This is a genomic window from Bartonella sp. B10, from assembly GCF_053794435.1.
This window is the reverse complement of the sequence record NZ_CP200030.1, coordinates 159,501-181,717: the sequence shown is the minus strand read 5'-3', so window position 1 is coordinate 181,717 and position 22,217 is coordinate 159,501. Positions and strand designations below refer to the sequence as shown.

The window sequence follows — 22,217 nt, the reverse complement described above, 5'->3', positions numbered from 1 at the left end:
TTTTGAAAAGATACACACACACAGCTTTTATGGTATGACGTGTTTTAATCCTGCTCTAAAATAATCCCATCCTGTCCATAATGTAAGAATAGCCGCTATCCAAAGCATAACTATACCAAACTCTGCTATGTGAGGGATAATTTTATTGCCAGCTGGTCCAGCTAGGAGAAAGACAATAGCTATCATTTGCACAAAAGTTTTCCATTTAGCAAAACGAGAAACGGGAACGCTGACCTTTAATTCAGCCAAATATTCACGTAATCCTGATACAAGGATTTCACGACATAAAATAATGATAGCTGCCCACAATGTCCACCCAGCAATAGTATTATCTGCAGCAAGCAATAAAAGACAAGCAGATACGAGAAGTTTATCTGCAATCGGATCTAACATACGACCAATATTGGATGTTTGTTCCCAAATACGAGCAAGGTAACCGTCAAGAAAGTCAGTAATGGATGCAACCACAAAAATGGAAACAGCAACCCAGCGTGCTATATCGCTTGATTGTAGCCGCCCTTCTAAAAAAAAGCACGAAACAACCATTGGTACAGCAGCGATCCGTGCATAAGTTAGAAGATTTGGAAAAGAAAAAGTATGATTTTTCATAGAGCTATTTTCAATTCTTTGTAAAATGTGATGTGCTTTATAAACGTAACAAGGTAAAGATTATGAGACAAGTCTATTTTTCCTTAAAATGATTATGAATTTTTTGTGCAATTTTAATAGAAATTCCTTCAACTTTTGTTAAACATTCGATAGAAGCGTTGGCAACAGCTTTAGCGCTTCCGAAATGATGAAGTAACGCACGCTTTCTTGTTGAACCGATATTTTTAATTTCATCAAGTGGATTTTTGAATGTTTCTTTTTTCCGTTTTGTTCTGTGAGATTCAATTACAAAGCGATGTACTTCATCACGTAAACGTTGCAAAAAATAAAAGATAGGATCATGTGCTGGAAGGGTAAAGGGTGCTTTGCCTTTTATAAAAAAACGCTCGAGTCCTGCTTGACGGTTCGCACTTTTAGCAATCCCTACTACTGTGATAAGATTTTGTAATCTCAATTTAGATAATATTGTATGTACACTGTTTATCTGCCCTTTACCACCGTCGATTAATATAAGATCAGGCCAAACAGGAAAGAGGATATCGTCTTTATTTTGTATATTATTGCTTTTATTCGGTAGACCATGCGCTTTAATAAGGCGTGAAAATCTTCGTTCGATAACTTCTTTCATCATACCAAAATCATCACCAGGTGCGATATTTGTTGAGCGAATATTGAATTTGCGATATTGACTTTTCATAAATCCCATTTGACCTGCAACAATCATTGCGCCTACCGCATTTGTTCCCATAATATGGGAATTGTCGTATACTTCTATGCGATGTGGTATATGAGGAAGTTGAAACGTTTCGGCAATACCTTGGAATAATTTTGTATATGTTGTTGTTTCAGCTAGCTTGCGTTTCAGTGCTTCATAAGCATTTATACAGGCATGATTAACAAGAGTTTTGCGTTCACCTTGTTTTGGTAAAGAGATGAATATTTTGCGATTTGCTTTCAGACTGAATGCATTTGTAAAAAGTTCTTTTTCTTCGATCAATTCAGATAAAAGAATGAGCTTTGGAATAGGCTTATCATCATAGAACTGAGTAAGAAAATTTGCTAAAATTTCGTTACTAGAAAAAGATGGATCTGCTTTAGGAAAATAAGATCGATTTCCCAAATTTTGTCCCATTCGGAAAAAGAACACTTGAATACAGGTTATTCCCCCTTGTTGTGCAATTGCAAATACATCCGCTTCTTTTACAGTTTTAGGATGAATACTTTGATGGCTTTGTATGTGAGAAAGAGCCGACAAGCGATCACGATAAGTTGCAGCTTGTTCAAAATCAAGATTTTTTGCAGCTTGATGCATAGCTTGAATGATATTATTTTTAACTGATTGGCTTTTTCCTGAAAGAAAAGATTTTGCTTCTCTAACCATCTCTGCATAGTTATCATGACTAATTTTATTTGTACAAGGTGCAGAACATCGTTTGATTTGATAAAGTAAACAGGGGCGTGTACGGTTTTCAAAAAATGAATCTTTACAGGTACGTAATAAAAAGGCACGCTGTAAAATATTTATTGTTTTTGTAACTGCCTCAGCAGAGGCGAAAGGACCAAAATAATGTGCTTTTCGTGTTTGGACACCTCGATGTTTATAAATTGCAGGTATGCGATGATCATCAGTAATGATGATATAAGGAAAACTTTTATTATCACGTAGCAACACATTGAAGCGTGGGTGTAATTTTTTTATTAGATTCGCTTCTAAAAGTAGAGCTTCTGTTTCTGTCTTAGTGATGACAAATTCCATATGACATGTCGCACGAATCATACGGATAATACGGCTGTTATGCCCTTGTTCACGCGTATAGTTTGCAACACGTTTTTTTAGATTACAAGCTTTGCCGACATAAAGGACATTGTTATTTTCATCAAACATCCGGTAAACTCCCGGCTTATGCGGTAAATATTTTACAAACTCTTGTATGAGTTTAGAACCTTTTAATTGGTTATTATTTTTCTCTTTATTAGCATTATTCCATGTAATATTAGAAAAAAAAGATATATTTTCTCGTTCTTTGTTTAAAAATGATGTATTATTTTTTAAGATCATTAATTTTATTCAGAAATATTTTTTGTTTTATATTATAAATATTGTTTTTTACTTAGTACTGTTATTCACATTTATATCACTTATTCATACAATTAACTATAATATTAAATTATATAATTTTGTTGTTATTATTTTCTATAAAAAATACAGAGGAAATTTAAGAAAATAAATTAAATAGTTCTTTAACTTTATCTATTAACTGATTGAAACAATAAATTTATAATTATTAAAGGTATGCTTTTCTAGGAATTAAATTACTCTGTTGTCTATTATATAAATTTTAAGTTAATTATGGTCTAAAAGGCTAAAGCAACCATAGGATAATACATATTTTGATATTTTAGAGCAGGGTATTTAAATCTATAAAAGAAGTAAAGTGGAGAATTTTAACATAATAGATGCTCTTTTCTGATCCATTTGTTAATTATTTGTGCGTCTTTATCTTGTCCAAGACGAGAAATAAGAAATGGGCTTATCTTTTTCATTTCTTCTTCAAGAATGTAGGGAGGATTGATAAGGATCATACCACTTCCATTCATTGTAGGCGGTATTGAGCTTTTTTTTACACGCATTTCAAGTTGTAAAATTTTAGGAATTCCTGTTTGATAAAGTGCATGAAGAAAATTTTTAATTTCTTTGTCATATTTAACAGGGTACCAAAAAGCGTAGATACCTCTAGGAAATCGGCGATACGCTTTGACCAACCCCTCAATAAGACGAGAGAATTCATCAGGTTTTTCAAACGGAGGATCAACGAGGATAAGACCACGCTTTTCTTTTGGTGGAAGATGAGAATTTAAGGAAAGCCAGCCATCTAAATGTAAGACTTTTGTTTGATAATCACCGGAAAAATTTTGTGCTAAAATCTCGTAATCTTCATAATGTAATTCAATGGCAGTTAATCGGTCTTGCTTACGCAATAATTGCCTAATAAGAACGGGAGATCCAGGGTATAATACGATTCTTTTTCCTTTGTTCAGTGTATAAATAATATCATACCACGCGCCAAGGAATGTATTTAAGTTTTCTGGAATAGTAGTGGATAAGAGTCGTTGGATACCTTCTTGCCACTCTCCTGTTTTGCGTGCTTCTATAGAGGAAAGATCATAAATACCGATTCCAGCATGCGTATCTACAACGCGAAATGCCTTCTCTTTGCGTTTAAGGTATTCCACGATACGAGTGACGATAATATGTTTAAAGACATCAGCAAAACCGCCAGCGTGGTAAATATGCCGATAATTCATGGGTAAACTCTATCACTATATGATTTATTACTAAAATTTTATACTAATATACACGATTATTCTTTGATCAATAGCAGATTGATAAAAATTGAGAACATTATATATGGGTAAAGTATACACTTTCATAAAACTGCAAATATCATAGATTTGCAGTTATTTTCTATGCTGTTTTTACAATATTCTCTTTTCTTTCATTGTAATTTTTTTATATGGCCTCTATTAGTGGGTGTGAAGGGGATATCGTATGTTGTTCTGAGAGTGTTTATCTGCAATAAATGCATGGATGATAGGCTTTTTTAACAAAAATTAAATTCACTGCTTTACAGTTATTAGAGATAATTTTTTATGATATTTTAATTTTTTATTACACAGAAAAGAAAGAAGTCCTCTTAACAGAAGTTTTATAACTAATGTGTGATATGAAACAAATAGAAGCGATGTAAATGAGGAATTTGAATGCTTGATATTAAGTGGATTCGTGAGCACCCTGAGAAACTAGATGAAGCACTAAGAACCAGAGGTATAGAACCGCAGGCTAAGAGATTGATAGAACTTGATCTTGAGCGTCGATCACATGTTGCTAAAATACAATGTGCGCAGGAGCGTCGCAATGTGGTTTCTAAAGAAATAGGGCAAGCTTTAGCTAAGTGTGATCAAGTAAAGGTTAAACATCTTAGAGCTGAGGTTGAAGAAATTAAAGCTTTCCTTTCTTTAGCTACAGTAGAAGAAAGGAGAATGGCTGGAAATTTAGAGAAAGCTCTTTCAGCACTTCCCAATATTCCGTTAGATGATGTTCCAAAAGGTAAAGATGAAAACGATAACGTCGTTATTCGATATTTTGGTACAACTCCGACATTCGATTTTACACCAAAAGAACATTTTGATCTTGGTCAAAATCTCAAGCAGATGGACTTTGAACGAGCAAGTCGTTTATCAGGTACACGATTTACAGTGCTTTCAGGTGCGTTAGCACGTCTTGAGCGTGCACTAGGTCAGTTTATGCTTGATGTTCACGTTGAGGAGCATGGTTATACAGAGGTTTCAGTGCCTCTCCTTGTTCGTGATGAGATTGTTTATGGAGCAGCACAGTTACCAAAATTTGCTGAAGATCTCTTTCAGACTACGGATGGTCGCTGGCTTATTTCTACGGCAGAAGTACCGTTAACAAATTTAGTCAACAACGAAATTCTTGAGATATCGGATTTGCCACTGCGATTTTCTTCTTTAACTCCTTGTTTTCGTTCAGAAGCAGGATCTGCAGGTCGTGATACGCGTGGTATGCTTCGTCAGCATCAATTTTGGAAAGTAGAAATGGTATCGATTACTACTGAAGAGCAGTCTTTAATTGAATTAGAACGTATGACAGAGTGTGCAGAAGATATATTGAAACGCCTTGGCTTACCTTTTCGTACGGTAATTCTTTCTACTGGTGATATGGGATTTGCTGCACGTAAAACTTATGATATCGAGGTTTGGCTTCCTGGACAAAGATGCTATCGTGAAATTTCTAGCTGTTCAGTTTGTGGAGATTTTCAAGGGCGCCGTATGAATGCTCGATACCGTAAAAAAGAGGATAAAACATTACACTTTGTTCATAGTCTTAACGGTTCTGGTACAGCTGTTGGTCGTTGTCTTATTGCTATCCTTGAGAATTACCAGCAAGCTGATGGGTCAATCGTTATTCCAGATGTCTTGCAATCTTACATGGGGGGCATACATTATATTACTGTTTAACTTCGTAAAAGTAAAATTGATATATGTTTATTGTTGCACATGATGTACGTAAACGCGGGATTTTAACTTTTTAAAGGGAATAATTTATACGTATGATGAAATAGCTACTTAATTTGAGATCGGATGGCATTATGGGGCAGAAGGGTATTTTACGATTTCGTGAAGAGTTAGCAGGTCTTGTATTAAAAATGCGCAAGAAAGGAATTGATGATGTTTTATTTTTTGCTGCATTTGAAAAAATTCCGCGGCAGCAATTTGTTTCATCTCCATGGGTTAAAAGTGCTTATGATAATAAAGTTATTCCAATTGAGTGCGGCGAATATATTGAACGTTTAGAAGAGCAACTTTTAATACTTTCTGCGTTATCGTTGCAAAAAAAGCATCGTGTTTTAGAAATTGGTACAGGATCTGGTTTTTGTACTGCTCTTATGGCATGCTTGAGTGATCGTGTTACAACAGTTGATCGTTATAAAACTCTTGTTAATTTAGCGCAGCAAAAATTTCAAACTTTGGGAATTGAAAATATTGTTGTACGTCAAGCTGATGGAAGCCGTGCTTTTGCAGATTTAGGATCATTCGATCGTATTATTATTTGGCCGTCACGTTCTGATGATCCAAAGGAATTCCTAGAACTTTTAGCTGAAAATGGGATTCTTATTCAAGCTATAGGACCAGATGAAGGTGTACAAGTGGTTACACGTTATGTAAAAATTGGCAGCCAGTTTGAGAGCTCAGAAATATTTCAAGTACGCTATCAGCCTTTTATTAAAGGTATTGCGAAAGCTCTTTAATTTTTAGATTAAAGTCTGCATAGGATATTTTATCTTTTTCTTTAATGATAAATTCATTATGATTTTATTATCAATATATTTATGAATAAAATTCCTTATTTTAACTCTTAGGTAATATTAAAAAGCTTTAATAGCGAGAGTTAAATATTGGTAAGTGAGCAAAACTATGTATCTAAAAGTTTTGAGTAGTGTTTTTTGGTATAATTGTCATGTAATAGCGTTTTTAGTAATGACAATAGTTATTGCTGGATGTAGTTCCGATACACAGCGTTTTTCTAATATTTTTCCTAATAATAGAGTTTCCACTCGGTCAAATTCACCTACAATTATGCCTTCTAATCCACGAATGTTATCGCATAGTGGCATGATACACAGCACTGAATTACCGCCTGTGGAACCAAATGATACTGCTTCGTATAATTCTTCAAGTAAAGGTAAAGATTTTTTTTCTGATAGTAAGATTACAGGAGTGCCTCCACGTAGTCTTGGAACGCTCTCTCGTTCACAAATGGACGATACTCCTATTTTTCAAAAAAATTCTTACATTGTGCAGAGTGGGGATACGTTATTAAGTATTTCGCAACAGATAGGGGTTAGTGTTGATGCGTTAAAGTTCGTAAATGGCATAAATCATGACTCCATTTATATTGGCCAAGTATTAATAATTCCAAACAAGCGTACGGTAGCGAGTTCGAGTAAAAAAAGTAACAATCGGTATGATAATCAGTTTTTATCAACAAAAGAATCTTCATTACAGTCTCAAGCTACGTCTTCCGTGAAATACAGGAATGATTCTTCCATGTCTAAAACTCCTGTAACCACTATATTTTCTTCAAAAATTGATAAATCAGATGCTGAGCAAAATTTTTCTAAAAAGATTATTCCATTAAGTCATACAAATGATTTATCAACTAATGTTGATAATGTTGCTACTCCACAAGCTACAGGAATTTCTAATATGCGTTGGCCAGTACGAGGACGTTTATTAAGTAAGTTTGGTCAAAAAAAAGGAACAGCGGTTAATCGGGGAATAGACATAGCTGTACCTGAAGGGTCATCAGTGAAGGCAGCAGAAAATGGTGTTGTTATCTATGCCAGTGATGGGCTCAAAACGCTAGGCAATGTTGTCATGATTCGACATGAAGGAAATATTATTACTATTTACGGATATAATAGTAGGCTTGTCGTTGATAAAGGACAAAGGGTTCGTCGTGGTGAAGAGATTGCTAAGTCTGGTATTTCAGGAGATGTTAAAACTCCACGTGTTTATTTTGAGGTACGTAAAGGTTCTGTACCTGTTGATCCTGTAGAGTATTTAGAAAATTGATTGATGGTAACTTTATTAAAAATCTGAATCTTATATTAATGTTAACTAAGATATAAGTCTTGTAATATTTGGTTAGAAAAATTTGTACGTTCAAAGGGGGAAATCATTTAAACTTAATTTTAGGGATAAAAATTATCCTGTGTTATTTATTTTTCTAATTATGAATCATGCTTGTGTTCATGATATACAGGAAGAAAAGTAAATATGTTTTTTTGAAGTATTTTTCCTGTTGTTTTCTACTTTTTAAGAAATTGTTGCCTTTTTATACAGTTATGACTACGTTGCGCAGTCACTTCTGCCACAGTATTTCTAAGATAGCTGTTTTGGAAGTTAAGATCTTATTTTAGTGACAATAAAAAATACATGAAGTTTAAATTATAGGAGATAAAAATGTTTGTTACCGACGCTTATGCTCAAGCTGCAAGCGGTGTTTCCGATGGAACCTCAATAGTTACCTTTGTTCCATTTATTTTAATCTTTGGGATTATGTATTTTTTTATCATTCGTCCACAGCGTGCACAAATGAGAAAACGACAGGAAATGCTTAATGCTGTGCGTCGTGGTGATACAATTATAACAGGCGGAGGTATTATTGGAAGGGTCACAAAGGTTTATGATGAGAGTGGTGAATTAGAAGTTGAAATTGGTGATGATATGCGAATTCGTGTGATCCGTTCAACATTAGCTGATGTTCGTGTTAAAGGTGAACCAGTTTTTGAAGAAACATCAAAGCTCAATGTTAAGCTAAAAGTACCAAAAAAATCTAAAGTTAAAGCTACAACGAAAACAAATGTAGGTACATCTAAAGAAAAAAAATCTGCATCAAAAGAAGATAAATCTTAAAATATATTTCTGATTTATTAAATTATTGAAGATCATTTTTTGTAAAGATAAAGAGATTTCATATAAAGGCTATTTTATCACTGATAATTGTAGTTTTTTTATTATCTGTATAATTATTTCTTATTTTTTTAATTATCGCACTTGTGGAGTGTCTTGGTATTTTTTGCTACTTTTTAAATAATATCATTGTTTTATGTGATTGAAGTTGTTTGTTTTGAAGTCAATAGATTGAGGTGAGTTTCTTCTTATTAATATGGGATGGATATTCAAGTATATTTAGATATTGCTAATAATTTTCTTTAAATTCTTTAACTATTCTATAAAGCAGTTTTAATGTATGATGTGGTTTGTTGTTAACGTATTATGTTAATATAGGATATTTGTACAACAGTGCTATGTGGGTTATTATTTGTTTGTTGCTGATTTTTAGAGATGTAATAAAAACGTAATTTAGTTTTTGGAATAAAGGATACTTTATTTATGTTGCATGCAATTGAAATCCATGAAGCACATTTTCCAGGACGTGCACCAATCGATGCTTATGGAAATGGTGGTTTTCGCTTTGCTGATATGTCGCATAGAGGTTCTATTATTTGTGTACCATCAGGTATTTATGGTATTGACATGGCTAGCCCTGTACCAACTCAAAGCGATATCTCTCGTATTTTAGAAGAGGCGGATAAGATTGAGATTTTATTGGTGGGCACTGGGATTGAATTGTTGCGATTGCCTGAAAATTTGCGAAGACTTTTACGGGAGAAGCATATTTCATCAGATACAATGAATACGGGAGCAGCAGTACGTACATTTAATGTACTGTTAGCCGAAGATCGTGCTGTTGCTTCGTTGTTATTTGCAGTAGAATAATTAGCTTTTAATAAAACAGATACGCTATCTTGGTGTTAGTAAATTGTGTTGTTATGTGTTATCTTGTTTTTCACTTCTTTTTAGATTTAATGGCTAGTCTTTTGCGGTTAATATTTTTTATATGAATAGCGTTCAGAGCTAACATATTTAAAATTGCTGGAGATTATATATATATATATTTTATACTTTTTCTGTTCTCGTTATTAAAGAATATTGTAAATTATTACGAATAATTTCGTGCAATTTTTTTTAGAAATATTTATATTCATATGAAGTCTTATCTTTAAAAATTATCAATAATAACAGTATAATTAAAAATATATTTGGTAGTAATATAATTATATTTATGATTAAATAAGTTAATACTATAATTATCTTGCATCATTATTGCTACTATTATTGTATAAAGATAATTTATCATAGTGATATTTAGTCTATTAAAAATTTAATTTTTAATACATAAATTAATCTTCACAAGATGATTTCATTAAGTTATTTTGGAGCATTTATGTTAATTATAAATAATGTGCATAAAATAAGAAATATTTCATAACCAAAAAGAGCAATTTAAATATGTAATACGGTAACTTATGATAAAAAAATAAATCTATTACTTTAGATGTAATTTTGAGCAAGAACTATTTATAATGTACACTTATATCTGTTATACAATTTTTATTTACAAAAAAGCATTCCACCGTATCTGTAATAATACCTAGACAATTGATTTACAAAAACTTCCCTCTTTTATACCAGTTAAACGGATACAGAGGAAAGTTTTCACATGTTCTTAAAGTATATTACATATTTTCATTTTAGAAAATAAAATAACAGAATATAATAAATTATTATCTTATGGGTATCATTTCAGTACAAATATGCATAATTGATCGCACAATCCCTATTATAGCAGCTATTAAAGCTTCACCATATTTAAATAATCCGTTGAGATGTTCTGTAGGAATCCGGTATTTATTGAAAAGAGGAGTATATTCTGTAACGTTATGCACAGACCCGCTAACCTCTTTACCAAGGTTTAAATGTATCTCAGAAGTATTTAAGATCGCAACAGCTGGTGTTGGTTCTTTAACCGTTAACTCCAATGCATGTGCTCCAAATGTTAAACTGCAACCAAGTGCACAAAGACCAAGAAAATATTTTATATTCATAATTTCCTCCTAAATGTAGTTGCACTATAAATATCCAAAATGTAATTTACATTAATTCGTTTTGAATAGATATAGTAAAAATGCAACAGTCACAAAAAAAACAAAAAATATTCATAATTTGTTTAATTTTATTATTAATCAATACAATAATACTTTGAAATAGTTATTTATTTCATTAGTTATATTGTTGAATTTATTCGTCAGTTTTTAGTAGAGAATTGTTTATAATAATAGATAATAAATTAAATAAAAATAACTATATTAAAATAATATCGCAGTAAATTTTTTATTTTATTATTTATTATATAAACAAATATGATAAGTATATTAATTTATAAGCAATTTTTTATAAATATAGTTTATAAATAAATTTACTGTAAAGAATAATTGTATATTTTGTGATATATTATTATACTATATACTTAATAAGTATAAAAATATATTATAAATATAATATATTTTAGTGAAATTTTTAAGAAAGCATTTTAAAAACTATTTGATAATTTTTTTTGAAGCCGTAAAACATCTTATTGTTGTTTTTATAAGCTGTATGCATTGATTTTATATTCTATAGTAATAATTGATAATATCATTTAGGTTATAAGTTTGTGCTTTTATTATAGCAATTAGGGTTAAAGCAATAAAAAAAATAGTGTCATTGAAGATAAAGGGTAAAGTAATCTATGATAGCATAAAGTCTTTAATAAATTTTAAGATGATTACCTTTAAGAGTACAGATTTATAAACAAGTATAATTATTTAAATATAATAAAAATTCTATGATAGAACAAAAAGATTCTAATATAGTTTTTCATATCCGAATAATTATGTCTAATATTATGAGTAGTGTAAGATGAAGCAGCGTATTACAAATTAAGTAATGCTATATATTATTTGGGGCAAAAATTTTTAAATTGCAAACGCACCATTAAATTTTCAACCAGATCATAAATTTTTATAATATTCCATGAAAGTATTTTAAAATAATCATTTTTCTAAATTAGTTATTTGGTAACTTATTGGTTAACAATCAGGATTTTTGTTAATTTAAATGTTCTTTTCAAAAAATAAAAGAATGCACATTTAGAAAATTTGTGATGAAACTAATACTCTTATATATACTAACACTTAACCCTTATCCCTGTTAAAAGTAAATCCACGAAAAAATAATCATGGATTCTACTTATTATTTAACAGAGACCAAAAACTATCATTACAGATATTGCAACAATGATCGTAAATTTTTACGTTAAATTGAATATCTAACCATGCAGAACAACTCTCTAATAAATTGTGTAAATTTATTAATTGATTGTTTTTTTATTTATCGCATACGCTCCTCTATAGGAACATATTTACGTTCGGCATATCCCGTATAGAGCTGACGTGGCCTTCCAATTTTTTGTGCAGAATCTTCAATCATTTCTTTCCATTGTGCAACCCAACCAACACTGCGTGCTAATGCAAAAAGAACAGTAAACATTTCGGTGGGAAACCCCAAAGCTTTCAGTGTAATACCAGAATAAAAATCGACATTAGGATAAAGCTTTTTTTCAATAAAGTATTCATCGTTTAGAGCAATATTTTCCAGTTCTAAAGCAATATCAAGAAGTGGATCATCTTGAATATTCAGTTCTTTTAGAACTTCGTGGCAAGTTTTTTGCATAATTTTTGCACGTGGATCATAATTTTTATAGACTCGGTGACCAAATCCCATGAGGCGGAAGGGATCATTTTTATCTTTTGCACGCGCAATGAATTCAGGAATTCTTTTAACCGAATTTATTTCTTGTAACATTTTTAGACATGCTTCATTGGCTCCACCATGAGCTGGTCCCCAAAGGCATGCAACACCTGCTGCAATACATGCAAACGGATTAGCTCCAGATGATCCAGCAAGACGTACAGTAGATGTAGAAGCATTTTGTTCATGGTCTGCATGAAGGGTAAAGATTCGATCCATAGCTCGAGTGAGTATGGGGTTAATTTTATATTCTTCACAAGGAACAGAAAAGCACATGTGAAGAAAGTTTGCAGCGTAACTTAAATCATTACGTGGATAAACAAATGCTTGTCCGATACTGTATTTATACGCCATAGCAGCAAGAGTTGGAACTTTTGCAATAAGGCGAATAGAAGCAATCATTCTTTGCTGAGGATCAGTAATATCAATGGAGTCATGATAGAATGCAGACATAGCTCCAAGGCATGCAACCATAACGGCCATAGGGTGAGAGTCGCGACGGAAACCATGAAAGAATCGTGAAAATTGCTCATGTACCATTGTATGCTGCATAATACGATGGTCAAAATCGATTTTTTCTTGTTTTGTTGGTAATTCGCCGTAAAGTAAAAGATAGCAGCTTTCGAGAAAATCTCCTTTCTCGGCCAGTTGATCGATAGAATAACCACGATAAAGCAATATTCCTTTGTCGCCGTCGATATAAGTGATTTTTGATTCACAAGAAGCAGTTGACGTGAAGCCTGGATCGTAAGTAAAAGTATCTGTTTGTTTATAGAGAGAAGCAATTTCTATGACGTCAGGGCCAATAGTTCCTTTACGTACGGGTAGTTCTATTTTTTTATCATTCACGGTAATGTGTGCTTTATTCACAAACATTGATGTTCCTTTCAGATCCTTCATCCTTCAAAATCAATCTACAATCGCCACGAAATAGGGAGATACATAATTAAAGCGTTTCTTACCTATATTGAGGTAGGTTTACTATAAAAGTTGATTCATGCAATCAAAAAATATTTTTTTATTTGCAGTTTTTCTAAATGTATATTCCGATCACTTAGGAATAAAAGACAAATTTCATTTAACGTCAAGATACCTGTATTCAAATGGTTAATTGCATTAAATACAACTATATGTGTGTGGTTTATGCAATATTGTTTAAAAGTTGATCATTAATACGATTAAGAGATTCATTTCGTCCTAATAAAACGAGGACATCGAAAACTCCTAGTGATATTTCGCGTCCGGTAAGAGCTATTCGAAGCGGTTGAGCAACAGATCCAAATTTTAGATTCTGCGTCCGTGCATAACATCGGAGGGATTCATCCAATGTTTTTATGTCCCAATTTGAGCAAGATTTTAAAGCAAGATAGACATCTTTTAAGATGGTTTTGCTACTTTTGTCTAAGAGTATTTTCGTTTTTTTATTAAGAAGTAATGGACGTTGTGCAAAAATAAATGAGGCATTGTCAATAAGTTCGCATAGTGTTTTTGAACGTTCTTTTAAAGCTGGTATTGCTGCTAGAAATTGAGAACGACTCCGTTCATCAAGTCGTTCAAATATTTCTAATCCACCTTCAATTTCTGGTAAAATACTAAGAGCTGCATCAAAAAGATCTTGGTCACTGCTCATGCGTATATGGTATCCATTGATAGAATCTAATTTTTTCAGATCAAAACGCGCTGCACCTTTATTAATATCATCAATATCAAACCAAGAAATCATATCTTCGATTGAAATCAGTTCGTCATCACCATGACTCCAACCTAAACGGACTAGATAATTACACAAAGCAACTGGAAGGTATCCCATTGTTCTATAGGCATCAACACCTAGTGCACCATGACGTTTTGATAATTTTGCACCATTTTCACCATGAATAAGTGGAATATGAGCCATAACAGGAATATCCCATCCCATTGCATTAAAGATAATTGTTTGTCGAGCTGCGTTTGTGAGGTGATCATCACCACGGATGATATGTGTTACTCCCATATCATGATCGTCAACAACAACGGCATGCATATAAGTTGGGGATCCATCAGAACGTAAAATAATAAAATCATCAAGATCTTTATTCGGGAAGTGGATATTACCTTGGACTCGGTCGTGTAAAATTGTTTCTCCATCTTGTGGTGCTTTTATACGAATAACAGGTTTTATACCTTTAGGCGCTTGAGAAATATCACGATCTCGCCAACGCCCATCATAACGTGGTGGACGTCCTTCTTTACGAGCATTTTCACGCATTTCAGCTAATTCTTCAGGGGAAGCATAGCAATAGTAAGCTTTATCGTTTTCTACTAATTGTTGGGCGATCTGGCGATGACGTTCTGCTCGTCCAAACTGTGAAATAGGGGTGCCATCATAATCAAGCCCCATCCATTGCAAACCATCTATAATGGCTTGTACCGCTACTTCTGTTGAGCGTTCCCGATCTGTATCTTCAATTCGTAGAAACATTTTACCACCGGTGTGTTTTGCATACAACCAATTAAAAAGGGCAGTGCGAGCACTCCCAATGTGAAGGAATCCTGTGGGCGAGGGAGCAAAACGGGTAATAACTGACACGGATATCTTCCTTTAAAATTAAGATATTACTTATACAACTATATGAAGAGGTTATGTTAGCATAGGTAATAGAGTATGCAATAGTCATATCACAAAGCAAAGAGGGAGACGATGCTAAATAAAAACAAAATTAAGGATCTTGTCTCTACCTTTAACAAGAAAAAAAACGACGACTATAATGAACAAAGAGTTTTTCTATTTTTACCTTTAAAAAAAGAAATAATTTTTTTTAGGGAATGGTTGATAGATTGCATAAATAAAGAAATTTCTTTTGGATTCCTTTTTTTATTGATTTTAGTATTTTTTTGCACAGGCATCATTTTTTATTTTAGTTTAGATAAAGAGCCAAGTGGTAAACAGTTGATCGTGTTGATTGGTCTGTGTCTTGGAATATTGTACATTGTCCGATTTTATCGAATAATATGGCTTATAACGGGATTTTTGTTTTGTTTTATACTAGGTGCTCTGGTTGCAAAAATAGAGACGTGGCGTGTGTCCACGCCAATGCTAAGCAATGATGTTATTACCACATTAACTGGAAGAATTATAGCTATTGAGGCAATGCAAAAAGGAGGATTTCGTTTAAATTTGGATGTTTTAAATACAGAAAATCCTGTATTACGTCATGGACCAAATCGTGTTCGTTTAACAGCAAGGCGTTTGCCACCTGGATTAGTGATTGGTGATGGGCTGTATGGAAAAGTAAAATTTCGTGCATTGTCTGGGCCTGTGTATCCAGGGGGATATGATTTTAGTTTTCATAATTATTTTAAGGGAATTGGTGCTCATGGAATTTATATGGGAGAACCAGTCAAGATATCAGTTCCACAGCCGGATACCATATTATCTATAGCCTTACAAAAAATTGAAAATTTACGTACGAAAATGACTCAAAAAATCAGAGTGGCTATTGGAGAAGAAAATGGCAGTATCGCTGCTGCTCTCATAACAGGACAGCGAGGTGGTATCTCACATGATACAAATGAAGCGTTACGTACGGCTGGACTAGCGCATGTTTTGTCAATATCTGGTCTGCATATGGCTCTTATTAGTTGTATAATTTTAGCTAGTATTCGCAGTTTGTTGGCATTTTTTCCAGTTTTTTCATCCTATTATTCTTCTAAAAAATTTGCTGCCATTGTTGCATTAATGATTATGGCCTTTTACTTAGTTTTATCCGGCATATCTGTATCAGCACAAAGAAGTTTTACAATGGTTTCTGTTATGTTGGTTGCGGTATTGTGTAATCGTTCTGCTCTAACAATGCGGAATTTTGCTATCGCTGGTTTGATAACCTTAGCTATTACACCGCATGAAATATTAGGTCCTAGCTTTCAAATGTCTTTTTCCGCAACAGCAGCTTTGATTTCTGCCTTTGACTGGTGGAGTAAAAGGTTACATTCTCGTATAAGGAAAACAACACCGTTTTATGTTGGGGGTAAAGTAGTTCATTTTGCCTTTTTATCAGTTGTTTCAACATGTGTGTCCTCATTTATAGCGGGAACGGCAAGTGGAATTTATTCAGCCTACCATTTTTCTAATATTGCATATTTGAGTGTTATAAGTAATTCTTTAGCTTTGCCTATTATGTCAATTATTGTCATGCCCTTCGGATTAATAGCAACATTTGCTATGCTTTTTAATTTTGAGTGGCTTCCTTTGCAAATTATGGGGTTTGGCATTGGTCTTATGGTAAAAATTGCTTATGCAATAAAGGCTATCTCTCCTACTCTGAATCCTGGATTTATACCGTTATCTGCGTTAATTTTCTTTAGTGTTGGCTTAATCGGACTAACTTTTTGCAAAACATCCATCAGATTCTTTTTTGTTTTTTTTATCTTTGTCGGTGTTTATTTTTGCTTAGTACATTCACCTACACAATTGATTATAGCAAATAATATGAGGCTTGTGGGTATCATCAATGATAAGAAATTATATACTGATCGTTACCATATCTCTAAGTTTACAACATCCATATGGAAAAAATCATTTCGCGTAGATGAGGTAGTTAAGCCAACAAAATATGGACCTTCGTTTAATGGACAATTTATTTGTGATGATCATATTTGTGTATCCTTGTTAAAAAATGGATCAAAAATCACTATTTTACGTAAAAAAACAGACCAATGCATAAAATCTGGTATCGTAATTGAACTATTTTCTATAGATAACCAAACATGTGACAAGAAGACACAGGTAACGTTTACGCTTCAAGAATTGTTGTTACGAGGGAGCGTCATGATGACAAAAAGTGGAGATATTATTTGGTCTTCTATGGGATTTTATAGACCGTGGAATATACACAGAAGATATTCACAAAAACTATACCAATGATCAAATTTTTATAAATTTTTTAGTGCATAACACTAAGTAGAATAGGAAATGATACGAAGCTCTTTGGATTATATTTCAGTATTTTTCTCGTAATATTATATAATTGCTAATATTATTTAGAAGTTATGAGCTGTTAATATTTTTTTTAAATAAATTATTTTCTTATCGTTGAATAAGTTATAATTTTATAAAATTATATGCTTATCACTCATTATTGATGATGGGATAATAAATTGTAAGGGTTCAGTTAAATTGAAAAAATGTATAATAAGCTTTAAAAGAGATAAAATCGTTAATTATTCTATGTTTATTGTTATTATGTGTTGCTATAATAATTAGCGCTTTTTTACCAATAAATTGGAAAATAAATTGCTAATAGATTGCAACAATATGGTGCTTTGTTATCAGTTTGTGTTGAATGTGACTGATTGGCAAAAGGATAAAGTGATTTATGAATGTTCATGAGTTAAAAAAAATTGCAGCAGCGAAAGCGCTAGAGTTTGTTCAAGATGGTATGCGGCTTGGTATAGGAACTGGTTCTACAACGAATGAATTTATCCGCCTTCTTGGTGAGCGTGTTGTTAAGGGGTTGCAGGTGACTTGTGTTGCAACTTCTCGGTCTTCTGAGCAATTATGTCGTGAATTTGGTATATCTGTTTCTACTTTAGAACAAATACCTGAACTCGATCTTGCTATTGATGGGGCAGACGAAATTAGTCCAGAGCTGAATCTTATTAAGGGAGGAGGTGGAGCGTTGTTACATGAAAAAATTGTAGCAGCCGCATCTCGTTCTATGCTTATTATTGCAGATGAAACAAAGGTAGTAAAAACGCTTGGTGCTTTTGCATTACCGATTGAAATTAATCCATTTGGTGTTCATTCTACACGTAAACTTATTGAAAAAGTAGCTAATGATTTAGGGATTTCGGTAAAAATTACATTGCGTATGAATGGAAAAAATCCTTTTAAAACGGATGGCGGTCACTTTATTTTTGATACATTATGTGGATGTATTATGCAGCCGAAATTATTATCAGACGCACTTCTTGCAATTCCTGGTGTTGTTGAGCATGGTCTTTTTTTAGGTTTGGCTTCGTCTGCAATTGTAGCGATGGTGGATGGCAAAATAAAAATTTTAGAGCCATTTAATTTTCAAAGAAGATAGTTTACATATTGGTATATTATAGAAATAAAAAATAAACGTTTAGGGTTTTATATAAAGTAAAAAAATGAATTATAATTTATCAATCGGGGTAATTATTAAATGAAAACGATACTTTCTTTTCAGCGTTTTGTAGTATATTTTTGTGCCGTTACAGTATTGATTTCGAACATTGGAATGATTTGTGCGCAAGGTGTGAGTGATAAGCATTTAGATTCAGCTAAAAAAGCTATCAATGCTATGCATGCAACTGATCAATTCGATAGTTTTTTACCAACTGCGGCTCGTGATCTTAAAAACGAACTGACAGGAAATGATCCAAATTTAGCGTCTGATATTTCTGAAATTGTGGATAAACAGGCACTTTTTTTGGCTAAAAGACGTTCTGATTTAGAAAAAGAAATTGCTCATGTATACGCAAAGTATTTTACTCGAGAAGAACTTGAGACAATTGCGGCATTTTACAATTCTGATTCTGGTAAAAAGTTTTTAGCAAAAGCTCCAAGCATTGCACATGATTCTTATGCTGCATTTGATGGATGGCGTTATATTGTTATGCAGGATCTCGTAAAGAATGTAAAAAATGAAATGTCTAAAATACTTGATCTTAATAAATCTTCTACTACTACAAAATCTGATTTTTTAGCGGATTAGGATAATTTTATTATTACAGTGCCGACAACTTTCTCTGTTGACAATTTCCTCTCTCGTTTAAAAACAGTAGTCTGAATGCTGTTTTTAAACGAGTTAGTCTCATTGAGTATTGTACATACAAAAAATTATATCTTAGGATATATATTTGGAGTATAAAAATCTTTATATTTCGTCACCAGTGACAATGGTTTATTATTGCAGATATATGAGAAAAAATAAAGGAATATTGCGTGGAATCTTTTGACTTTGATTTATTTGTTGTTGGTAGCGGTTCTGGTGGTGTACGTGCTGCGCGTCTCGCTGGAGAACTTGGGAAGCGTGTTGCTATAGCTGAAGAATATCGTATAGGGGGAACTTGTGTTATTTGCGGCTGTATTCCTAAAAAATTGTATGTTTATGCATCCCAATATGCACGAGAGTTTGGTAAAAGCGTTAGTTTTGGTTGGAAATACGCTGATCCAATTTTTAATTGGGAAAAGTTGGTCGCAGCTAAAAATAAGGAAATATCAAGATTAGAGGGGTTGTATCGCAAGGGATTGGAAAATAATAATGTCCATATTTACGAGAGTCGTGCTGTATTTATAGATGATCACACATTAGAGCTTTCTGCGACAGGTGAACGGGTAAGGGCAGAAAAAATTTTAATTGCGACGGGAGCAAAAATTGGACAAAATACTGGAATAACAGGCAGTGAGTTATGTCTTACTTCTAATGAAATTTTTGATCTTCAAAAACTGCCAAAATCGATAATAATTGTCGGCGGTGGATATATCGGTGTTGAATTCGCTAATATTTTTCACGAATTAGGTGTCAAAACAACACTTCTTCATCGTGGAGACTTAATTCTTCGTGGTTTTGATTATGATTTGCGGCAGTTGCTTAGTAATGCAATGATTGAGAAGGGAATTTCCATTATTTATGGAGAAACTATTTTTCAAGTTCAGGCTATAGGTGATTGTTATAATGTTGTTTTATCGAGTGGGCGAACTATCAATGTTGATCAAGTTATGTTGGCTACAGGGCGTGTGCCAAATACGGAAGGTCTAGGACTTGAGCGGGCGGGTGTTAAATTAGATGAATTTGGTGCGGTTGTTGTTGATGAAAAGATGGCAACAAATGTTCCTAATATTTGGGCTGTTGGCGATGTAACTGGTCATATTCAGCTGACACCTGTCGCAATTCATGATGCAATGTGTTTCGTTAATACTGTGTTTAAAGATACTCCAACTACACCTGATTATGATTTGATTACAACAGCAATTTTTTCACAGCCTGAGATTGGGACAGTAGGTCTTTCAGAAGAGGATGCGGTGCGCCATTATAAGCGTGTAGAGATTTATCGTACTGTTTTTCGACCTATGCGCAATGTTTTATCTGACAGTCAAGAAAAAACATTTATGAAGCTGGTTGTGGATGGTGAAAGTCGTATTGTTGTAGGTGCGCATATTTTGGGAGAAGGTGCTGGAGAGATGGCGCAACTCATAGGGATATCTCTTAAGGGAAAACTTACAAAGGATGTATTTGATGAGACTATGGCAGTGCATCCAACTGCGGCAGAAGAATTAGTAACAATGTATAAGCCGAGCTATATATACGAAAATGGTAAGAAAATAGAAAATTAAAGAAAAGTACTACGGTAAGCGATAAAGATTTTAATATTATGGGCTGGGAGTTTAGGCTCTGGAGTGAGTACAATGAAGAAAGAGTGGGCGCCTGACTCTTGGAGAGAACGGCCAATAAAACAAGTTCCGATTTATCCGGATCAAGCTATTTTGGCAGATGTTGAACAAAAGCTGCGCAGCTATCCTCCTTTAGTTTTTGCAGGGGAAGCACGTGATTTGAAGAGTGAATTAGCAGCAGTTGCTGAAAGTAAGGCTTTTTTACTACAAGGTGGAGATTGTGCGGAAAGTTTTGTGGAACATGAAGCTGATAATATCCGTGATTTTTTTCGTGTTTTTTTACAAATGGCAATTGTTTTGACTTTTGGCGGTTCTAAGCCAGTTGTTAAAATTGGACGCATTGCTGGTCAGTTTGCAAAGCCACGTTCCTCTGATATAGAAAATAAAGGAGGAGTTGAGCTTCCTGCTTATCGAGGTGATATTATTAATGGCATTGAATTTAATGTAGATGCTCGTACTCCTGATCCACGGCGAATGTCCATGGCGTATCGTCAATCAGCAGCAACGCTTAATCTTTTACGTGCTTTTTCACAGGGAGGGTATGCTAATTTAGAAAATGTGCATGCGTGGATGTTGAGTTTCATTTCTAATAGTCCACAAGGTGAACGTTATGAATTGTTAGCGGGGCGTATTTCTGAAGCAATTGATTTCATGCGCTCTATAGGAATTACGTCCAAAACAAATTTTTCATTACGTGAGACATCTTTTTATACTAGTCATGAGGCACTTTTACTTGGCTATGAAGAGGCTTTAACGCGAATTGATTCGATTTCCGGAGATTGGTATGCGACTTCTGGTCATATGTTGTGGATTGGTGATCGTACGCGCCAGATTGATTATGCTCATGTTGAGTATTGTCGTGGTATTAAGAATCCTATTGGATTAAAATGTGGTTCCTCCATTGAGCCTGATGAGCTTTTGAGGTTGATTGATATTCTTAATCCTGAAAATGAACCTGGTCGATTAACTCTTATTACTCGTTTTGGTTATAATAAGATCGAAAATTATCTTCCGAGATTAATTCGTGCAGTTGAGCGAGAAGAGCGTAAGGTTGTATGGTCGTGTGATCCAATGCATGGCAATACAGTGATCATGAATGGATATAAAACACGTCCCTTTGATTATGTTTTAAGAGAAGTAGAAAAATTTTTTTTAATACATCGTGAGGAAGGAACATATCCAGGTGGTATTCATATTGAAATGACAGGATGTGATGTAACTGAATGTACGGGTGGTGCACATGCCATTTCTGTGGATGATTTATCTAGTCGTTATCATACACACTGTGATCCACGATTGAATGCAAATCAAGCATTAGAGTTAGCTTTTCTTGTTGCTGAACTTCTTAAAAAAAGTCGTGATATTAGTCCATTATCTGTTACTGTTAATGGTTAAGAAGACAATTATGTAACTATATAATGGTTTATTA

General features: G+C 33.4%; 16 protein-coding genes. 10 read left to right on the top strand and 6 right to left on the bottom strand.

The genetic code is table 11. The features are described 5' to 3' along the window. Positions 1–27: 27 nt before the first annotated feature. From pgsA to V3565_RS00795, 3 genes are all read right to left on the bottom strand, one after another. Positions 28–609, bottom strand: a complete 582-nt coding sequence (gene pgsA / locus V3565_RS00805) for a CDP-diacylglycerol--glycerol-3-phosphate 3-phosphatidyltransferase (protein ID WP_455478449.1) — start codon at positions 607–609, stop codon at positions 28–30. A 73-nt stretch (positions 610–682) separates the two neighbouring features. After that, complete coding sequence (gene uvrC, locus V3565_RS00800) at positions 683–2,668, bottom strand: excinuclease ABC subunit UvrC (protein ID WP_455478448.1); 1,986 nt, start codon at positions 2,666–2,668, stop codon at positions 683–685. A 386-nt stretch (positions 2,669–3,054) separates the two neighbouring features. After that, positions 3,055–3,915 carry a 23S rRNA (adenine(2030)-N(6))-methyltransferase RlmJ gene (locus V3565_RS00795; RefSeq protein ID WP_455478447.1) on the bottom strand — a complete coding sequence of 287 codons (861 nt, stop codon included), beginning with the start codon at positions 3,913–3,915 and terminating at the stop codon, positions 3,055–3,057. Between the two features lie 456 nt (positions 3,916–4,371). Between V3565_RS00795 and serS the strand changes: the two genes are divergently transcribed. The 5 genes from serS (at position 4,372) to V3565_RS00770 (ending at position 9,477) form a co-directional block, all read left to right on the top strand. Then, a complete protein-coding gene (gene serS, locus V3565_RS00790) occupies positions 4,372–5,649 on the top strand; it encodes a serine--tRNA ligase (RefSeq protein ID WP_455478446.1) in 1,278 nt (425 codons plus the stop codon). 131 nt (positions 5,650–5,780) lie between these two features. After that, positions 5,781–6,440 carry a protein-L-isoaspartate(D-aspartate) O-methyltransferase gene (locus tag V3565_RS00785; protein ID WP_455478445.1) on the top strand — a complete coding sequence of 220 codons (660 nt, stop codon included), beginning with the start codon at positions 5,781–5,783 and terminating at the stop codon, positions 6,438–6,440. Positions 6,441–6,606: 166 nt separating this feature from the next. Continuing rightward, positions 6,607–7,767, top strand: coding sequence for a peptidoglycan DD-metalloendopeptidase family protein (locus V3565_RS00780; RefSeq protein WP_455478444.1), 1,161 nt, complete (start codon positions 6,607–6,609; stop codon positions 7,765–7,767). Positions 7,768–8,157: 390 nt separating this feature from the next. Beyond that, complete coding sequence (gene yajC / locus V3565_RS00775; protein WP_455478443.1) at positions 8,158–8,610, top strand: preprotein translocase subunit YajC; 453 nt, start codon at positions 8,158–8,160, stop codon at positions 8,608–8,610. 480 nt (positions 8,611–9,090) lie between these two features. Beyond that, on the top strand, positions 9,091–9,477 hold the full coding sequence (locus tag V3565_RS00770) for an Mth938-like domain-containing protein (protein ID WP_455478442.1): 387 nt from the start codon (positions 9,091–9,093) through the stop codon (positions 9,475–9,477). Positions 9,478–10,325: 848 nt separating this feature from the next. On the opposite strand, the gene V3565_RS00765 is transcribed toward V3565_RS00770, so the two are convergent. The 3 genes from V3565_RS00765 to gltX all read right to left on the bottom strand — a co-directional run bounded on the left by V3565_RS00765 (position 10,326) and on the right by gltX (position 14,959). Then, positions 10,326–10,646, bottom strand: a complete 321-nt coding sequence (locus tag V3565_RS00765) for a hypothetical protein (protein WP_455478441.1) — start codon at positions 10,644–10,646, stop codon at positions 10,326–10,328. A gap of 1,324 nt (positions 10,647–11,970) precedes the next feature. Continuing rightward, the gene (gene gltA / locus V3565_RS00760) at positions 11,971–13,266 is read right to left on the bottom strand and encodes a citrate synthase (protein WP_455478440.1); all 1,296 of its coding nucleotides are present in this window, start codon (positions 13,264–13,266) and stop codon (positions 11,971–11,973) included. A 265-nt stretch (positions 13,267–13,531) separates the two neighbouring features. After that, the gene (gene gltX / locus V3565_RS00755; RefSeq protein WP_455478439.1) at positions 13,532–14,959 is read right to left on the bottom strand and encodes a glutamate--tRNA ligase; all 1,428 of its coding nucleotides are present in this window, start codon (positions 14,957–14,959) and stop codon (positions 13,532–13,534) included. Between the two features lie 111 nt (positions 14,960–15,070). On the opposite strand from gltX, the gene V3565_RS00750 reads away from it, so the two are divergent. From V3565_RS00750 to V3565_RS00730, 5 genes are all read left to right on the top strand, one after another. Beyond that, the gene (locus tag V3565_RS00750; RefSeq protein WP_455478438.1) at positions 15,071–17,293 is read left to right on the top strand and encodes a ComEC/Rec2 family competence protein; all 2,223 of its coding nucleotides are present in this window, start codon (positions 15,071–15,073) and stop codon (positions 17,291–17,293) included. A 451-nt stretch (positions 17,294–17,744) separates the two neighbouring features. Next, positions 17,745–18,458: a ribose-5-phosphate isomerase RpiA gene (rpiA, locus tag V3565_RS00745; RefSeq protein ID WP_455478437.1), complete on the top strand. Its 714-nt coding sequence runs from the start codon at positions 17,745–17,747 to the stop codon at positions 18,456–18,458. 99 nt (positions 18,459–18,557) lie between these two features. Then, positions 18,558–19,109: a DUF2059 domain-containing protein gene (locus V3565_RS00740; protein ID WP_455478436.1), complete on the top strand. Its 552-nt coding sequence runs from the start codon at positions 18,558–18,560 to the stop codon at positions 19,107–19,109. Between the two features lie 230 nt (positions 19,110–19,339). After that, complete coding sequence (gene gor, locus V3565_RS00735) at positions 19,340–20,731, top strand: glutathione-disulfide reductase (RefSeq protein WP_455478435.1); 1,392 nt, start codon at positions 19,340–19,342, stop codon at positions 20,729–20,731. Between the two features lie 72 nt (positions 20,732–20,803). Beyond that, on the top strand, positions 20,804–22,183 hold the full coding sequence (locus V3565_RS00730) for a class II 3-deoxy-7-phosphoheptulonate synthase (protein ID WP_455478434.1): 1,380 nt from the start codon (positions 20,804–20,806) through the stop codon (positions 22,181–22,183). Positions 22,184–22,217: the final 34 nt, after the last annotated feature.

What these genes read in the sequence shown, in the direction of transcription:
- V3565_RS00740 (WP_455478436.1), top strand. Translation starts at nt 18,558, where the DNA reads ATGAAAACGATACTTTCTTTTCAGCGTTTTGTAGTATATTTTTGTGCC.
- gltA (WP_455478440.1), bottom strand. Translation starts at nt 13,266, where the DNA reads ATGTTTGTGAATAAAGCACACATTACCGTGAATGATAAAAAAATAGAA.
- V3565_RS00785 (WP_455478445.1), top strand. Translation starts at nt 5,781, where the DNA reads ATGGGGCAGAAGGGTATTTTACGATTTCGTGAAGAGTTAGCAGGTCTT.
- serS (WP_455478446.1), top strand. Translation starts at nt 4,372, where the DNA reads ATGCTTGATATTAAGTGGATTCGTGAGCACCCTGAGAAACTAGATGAA.
- pgsA (WP_455478449.1), bottom strand. Translation starts at nt 609, where the DNA reads ATGAAAAATCATACTTTTTCTTTTCCAAATCTTCTAACTTATGCACGG.
- uvrC (WP_455478448.1), bottom strand. Translation starts at nt 2,668, where the DNA reads ATGATCTTAAAAAATAATACATCATTTTTAAACAAAGAACGAGAAAAT.
- V3565_RS00795 (WP_455478447.1), bottom strand. Translation starts at nt 3,915, where the DNA reads ATGAATTATCGGCATATTTACCACGCTGGCGGTTTTGCTGATGTCTTT.
- V3565_RS00730 (WP_455478434.1), top strand. Translation starts at nt 20,804, where the DNA reads ATGAAGAAAGAGTGGGCGCCTGACTCTTGGAGAGAACGGCCAATAAAA.
- V3565_RS00750 (WP_455478438.1), top strand. Translation starts at nt 15,071, where the DNA reads ATGCTAAATAAAAACAAAATTAAGGATCTTGTCTCTACCTTTAACAAG.
- V3565_RS00770 (WP_455478442.1), top strand. Translation starts at nt 9,091, where the DNA reads ATGTTGCATGCAATTGAAATCCATGAAGCACATTTTCCAGGACGTGCA.
- yajC (WP_455478443.1), top strand. Translation starts at nt 8,158, where the DNA reads ATGTTTGTTACCGACGCTTATGCTCAAGCTGCAAGCGGTGTTTCCGAT.
- V3565_RS00780 (WP_455478444.1), top strand. Translation starts at nt 6,607, where the DNA reads ATGTATCTAAAAGTTTTGAGTAGTGTTTTTTGGTATAATTGTCATGTA.
- rpiA (WP_455478437.1), top strand. Translation starts at nt 17,745, where the DNA reads ATGAATGTTCATGAGTTAAAAAAAATTGCAGCAGCGAAAGCGCTAGAG.
- V3565_RS00765 (WP_455478441.1), bottom strand. Translation starts at nt 10,646, where the DNA reads ATGAATATAAAATATTTTCTTGGTCTTTGTGCACTTGGTTGCAGTTTA.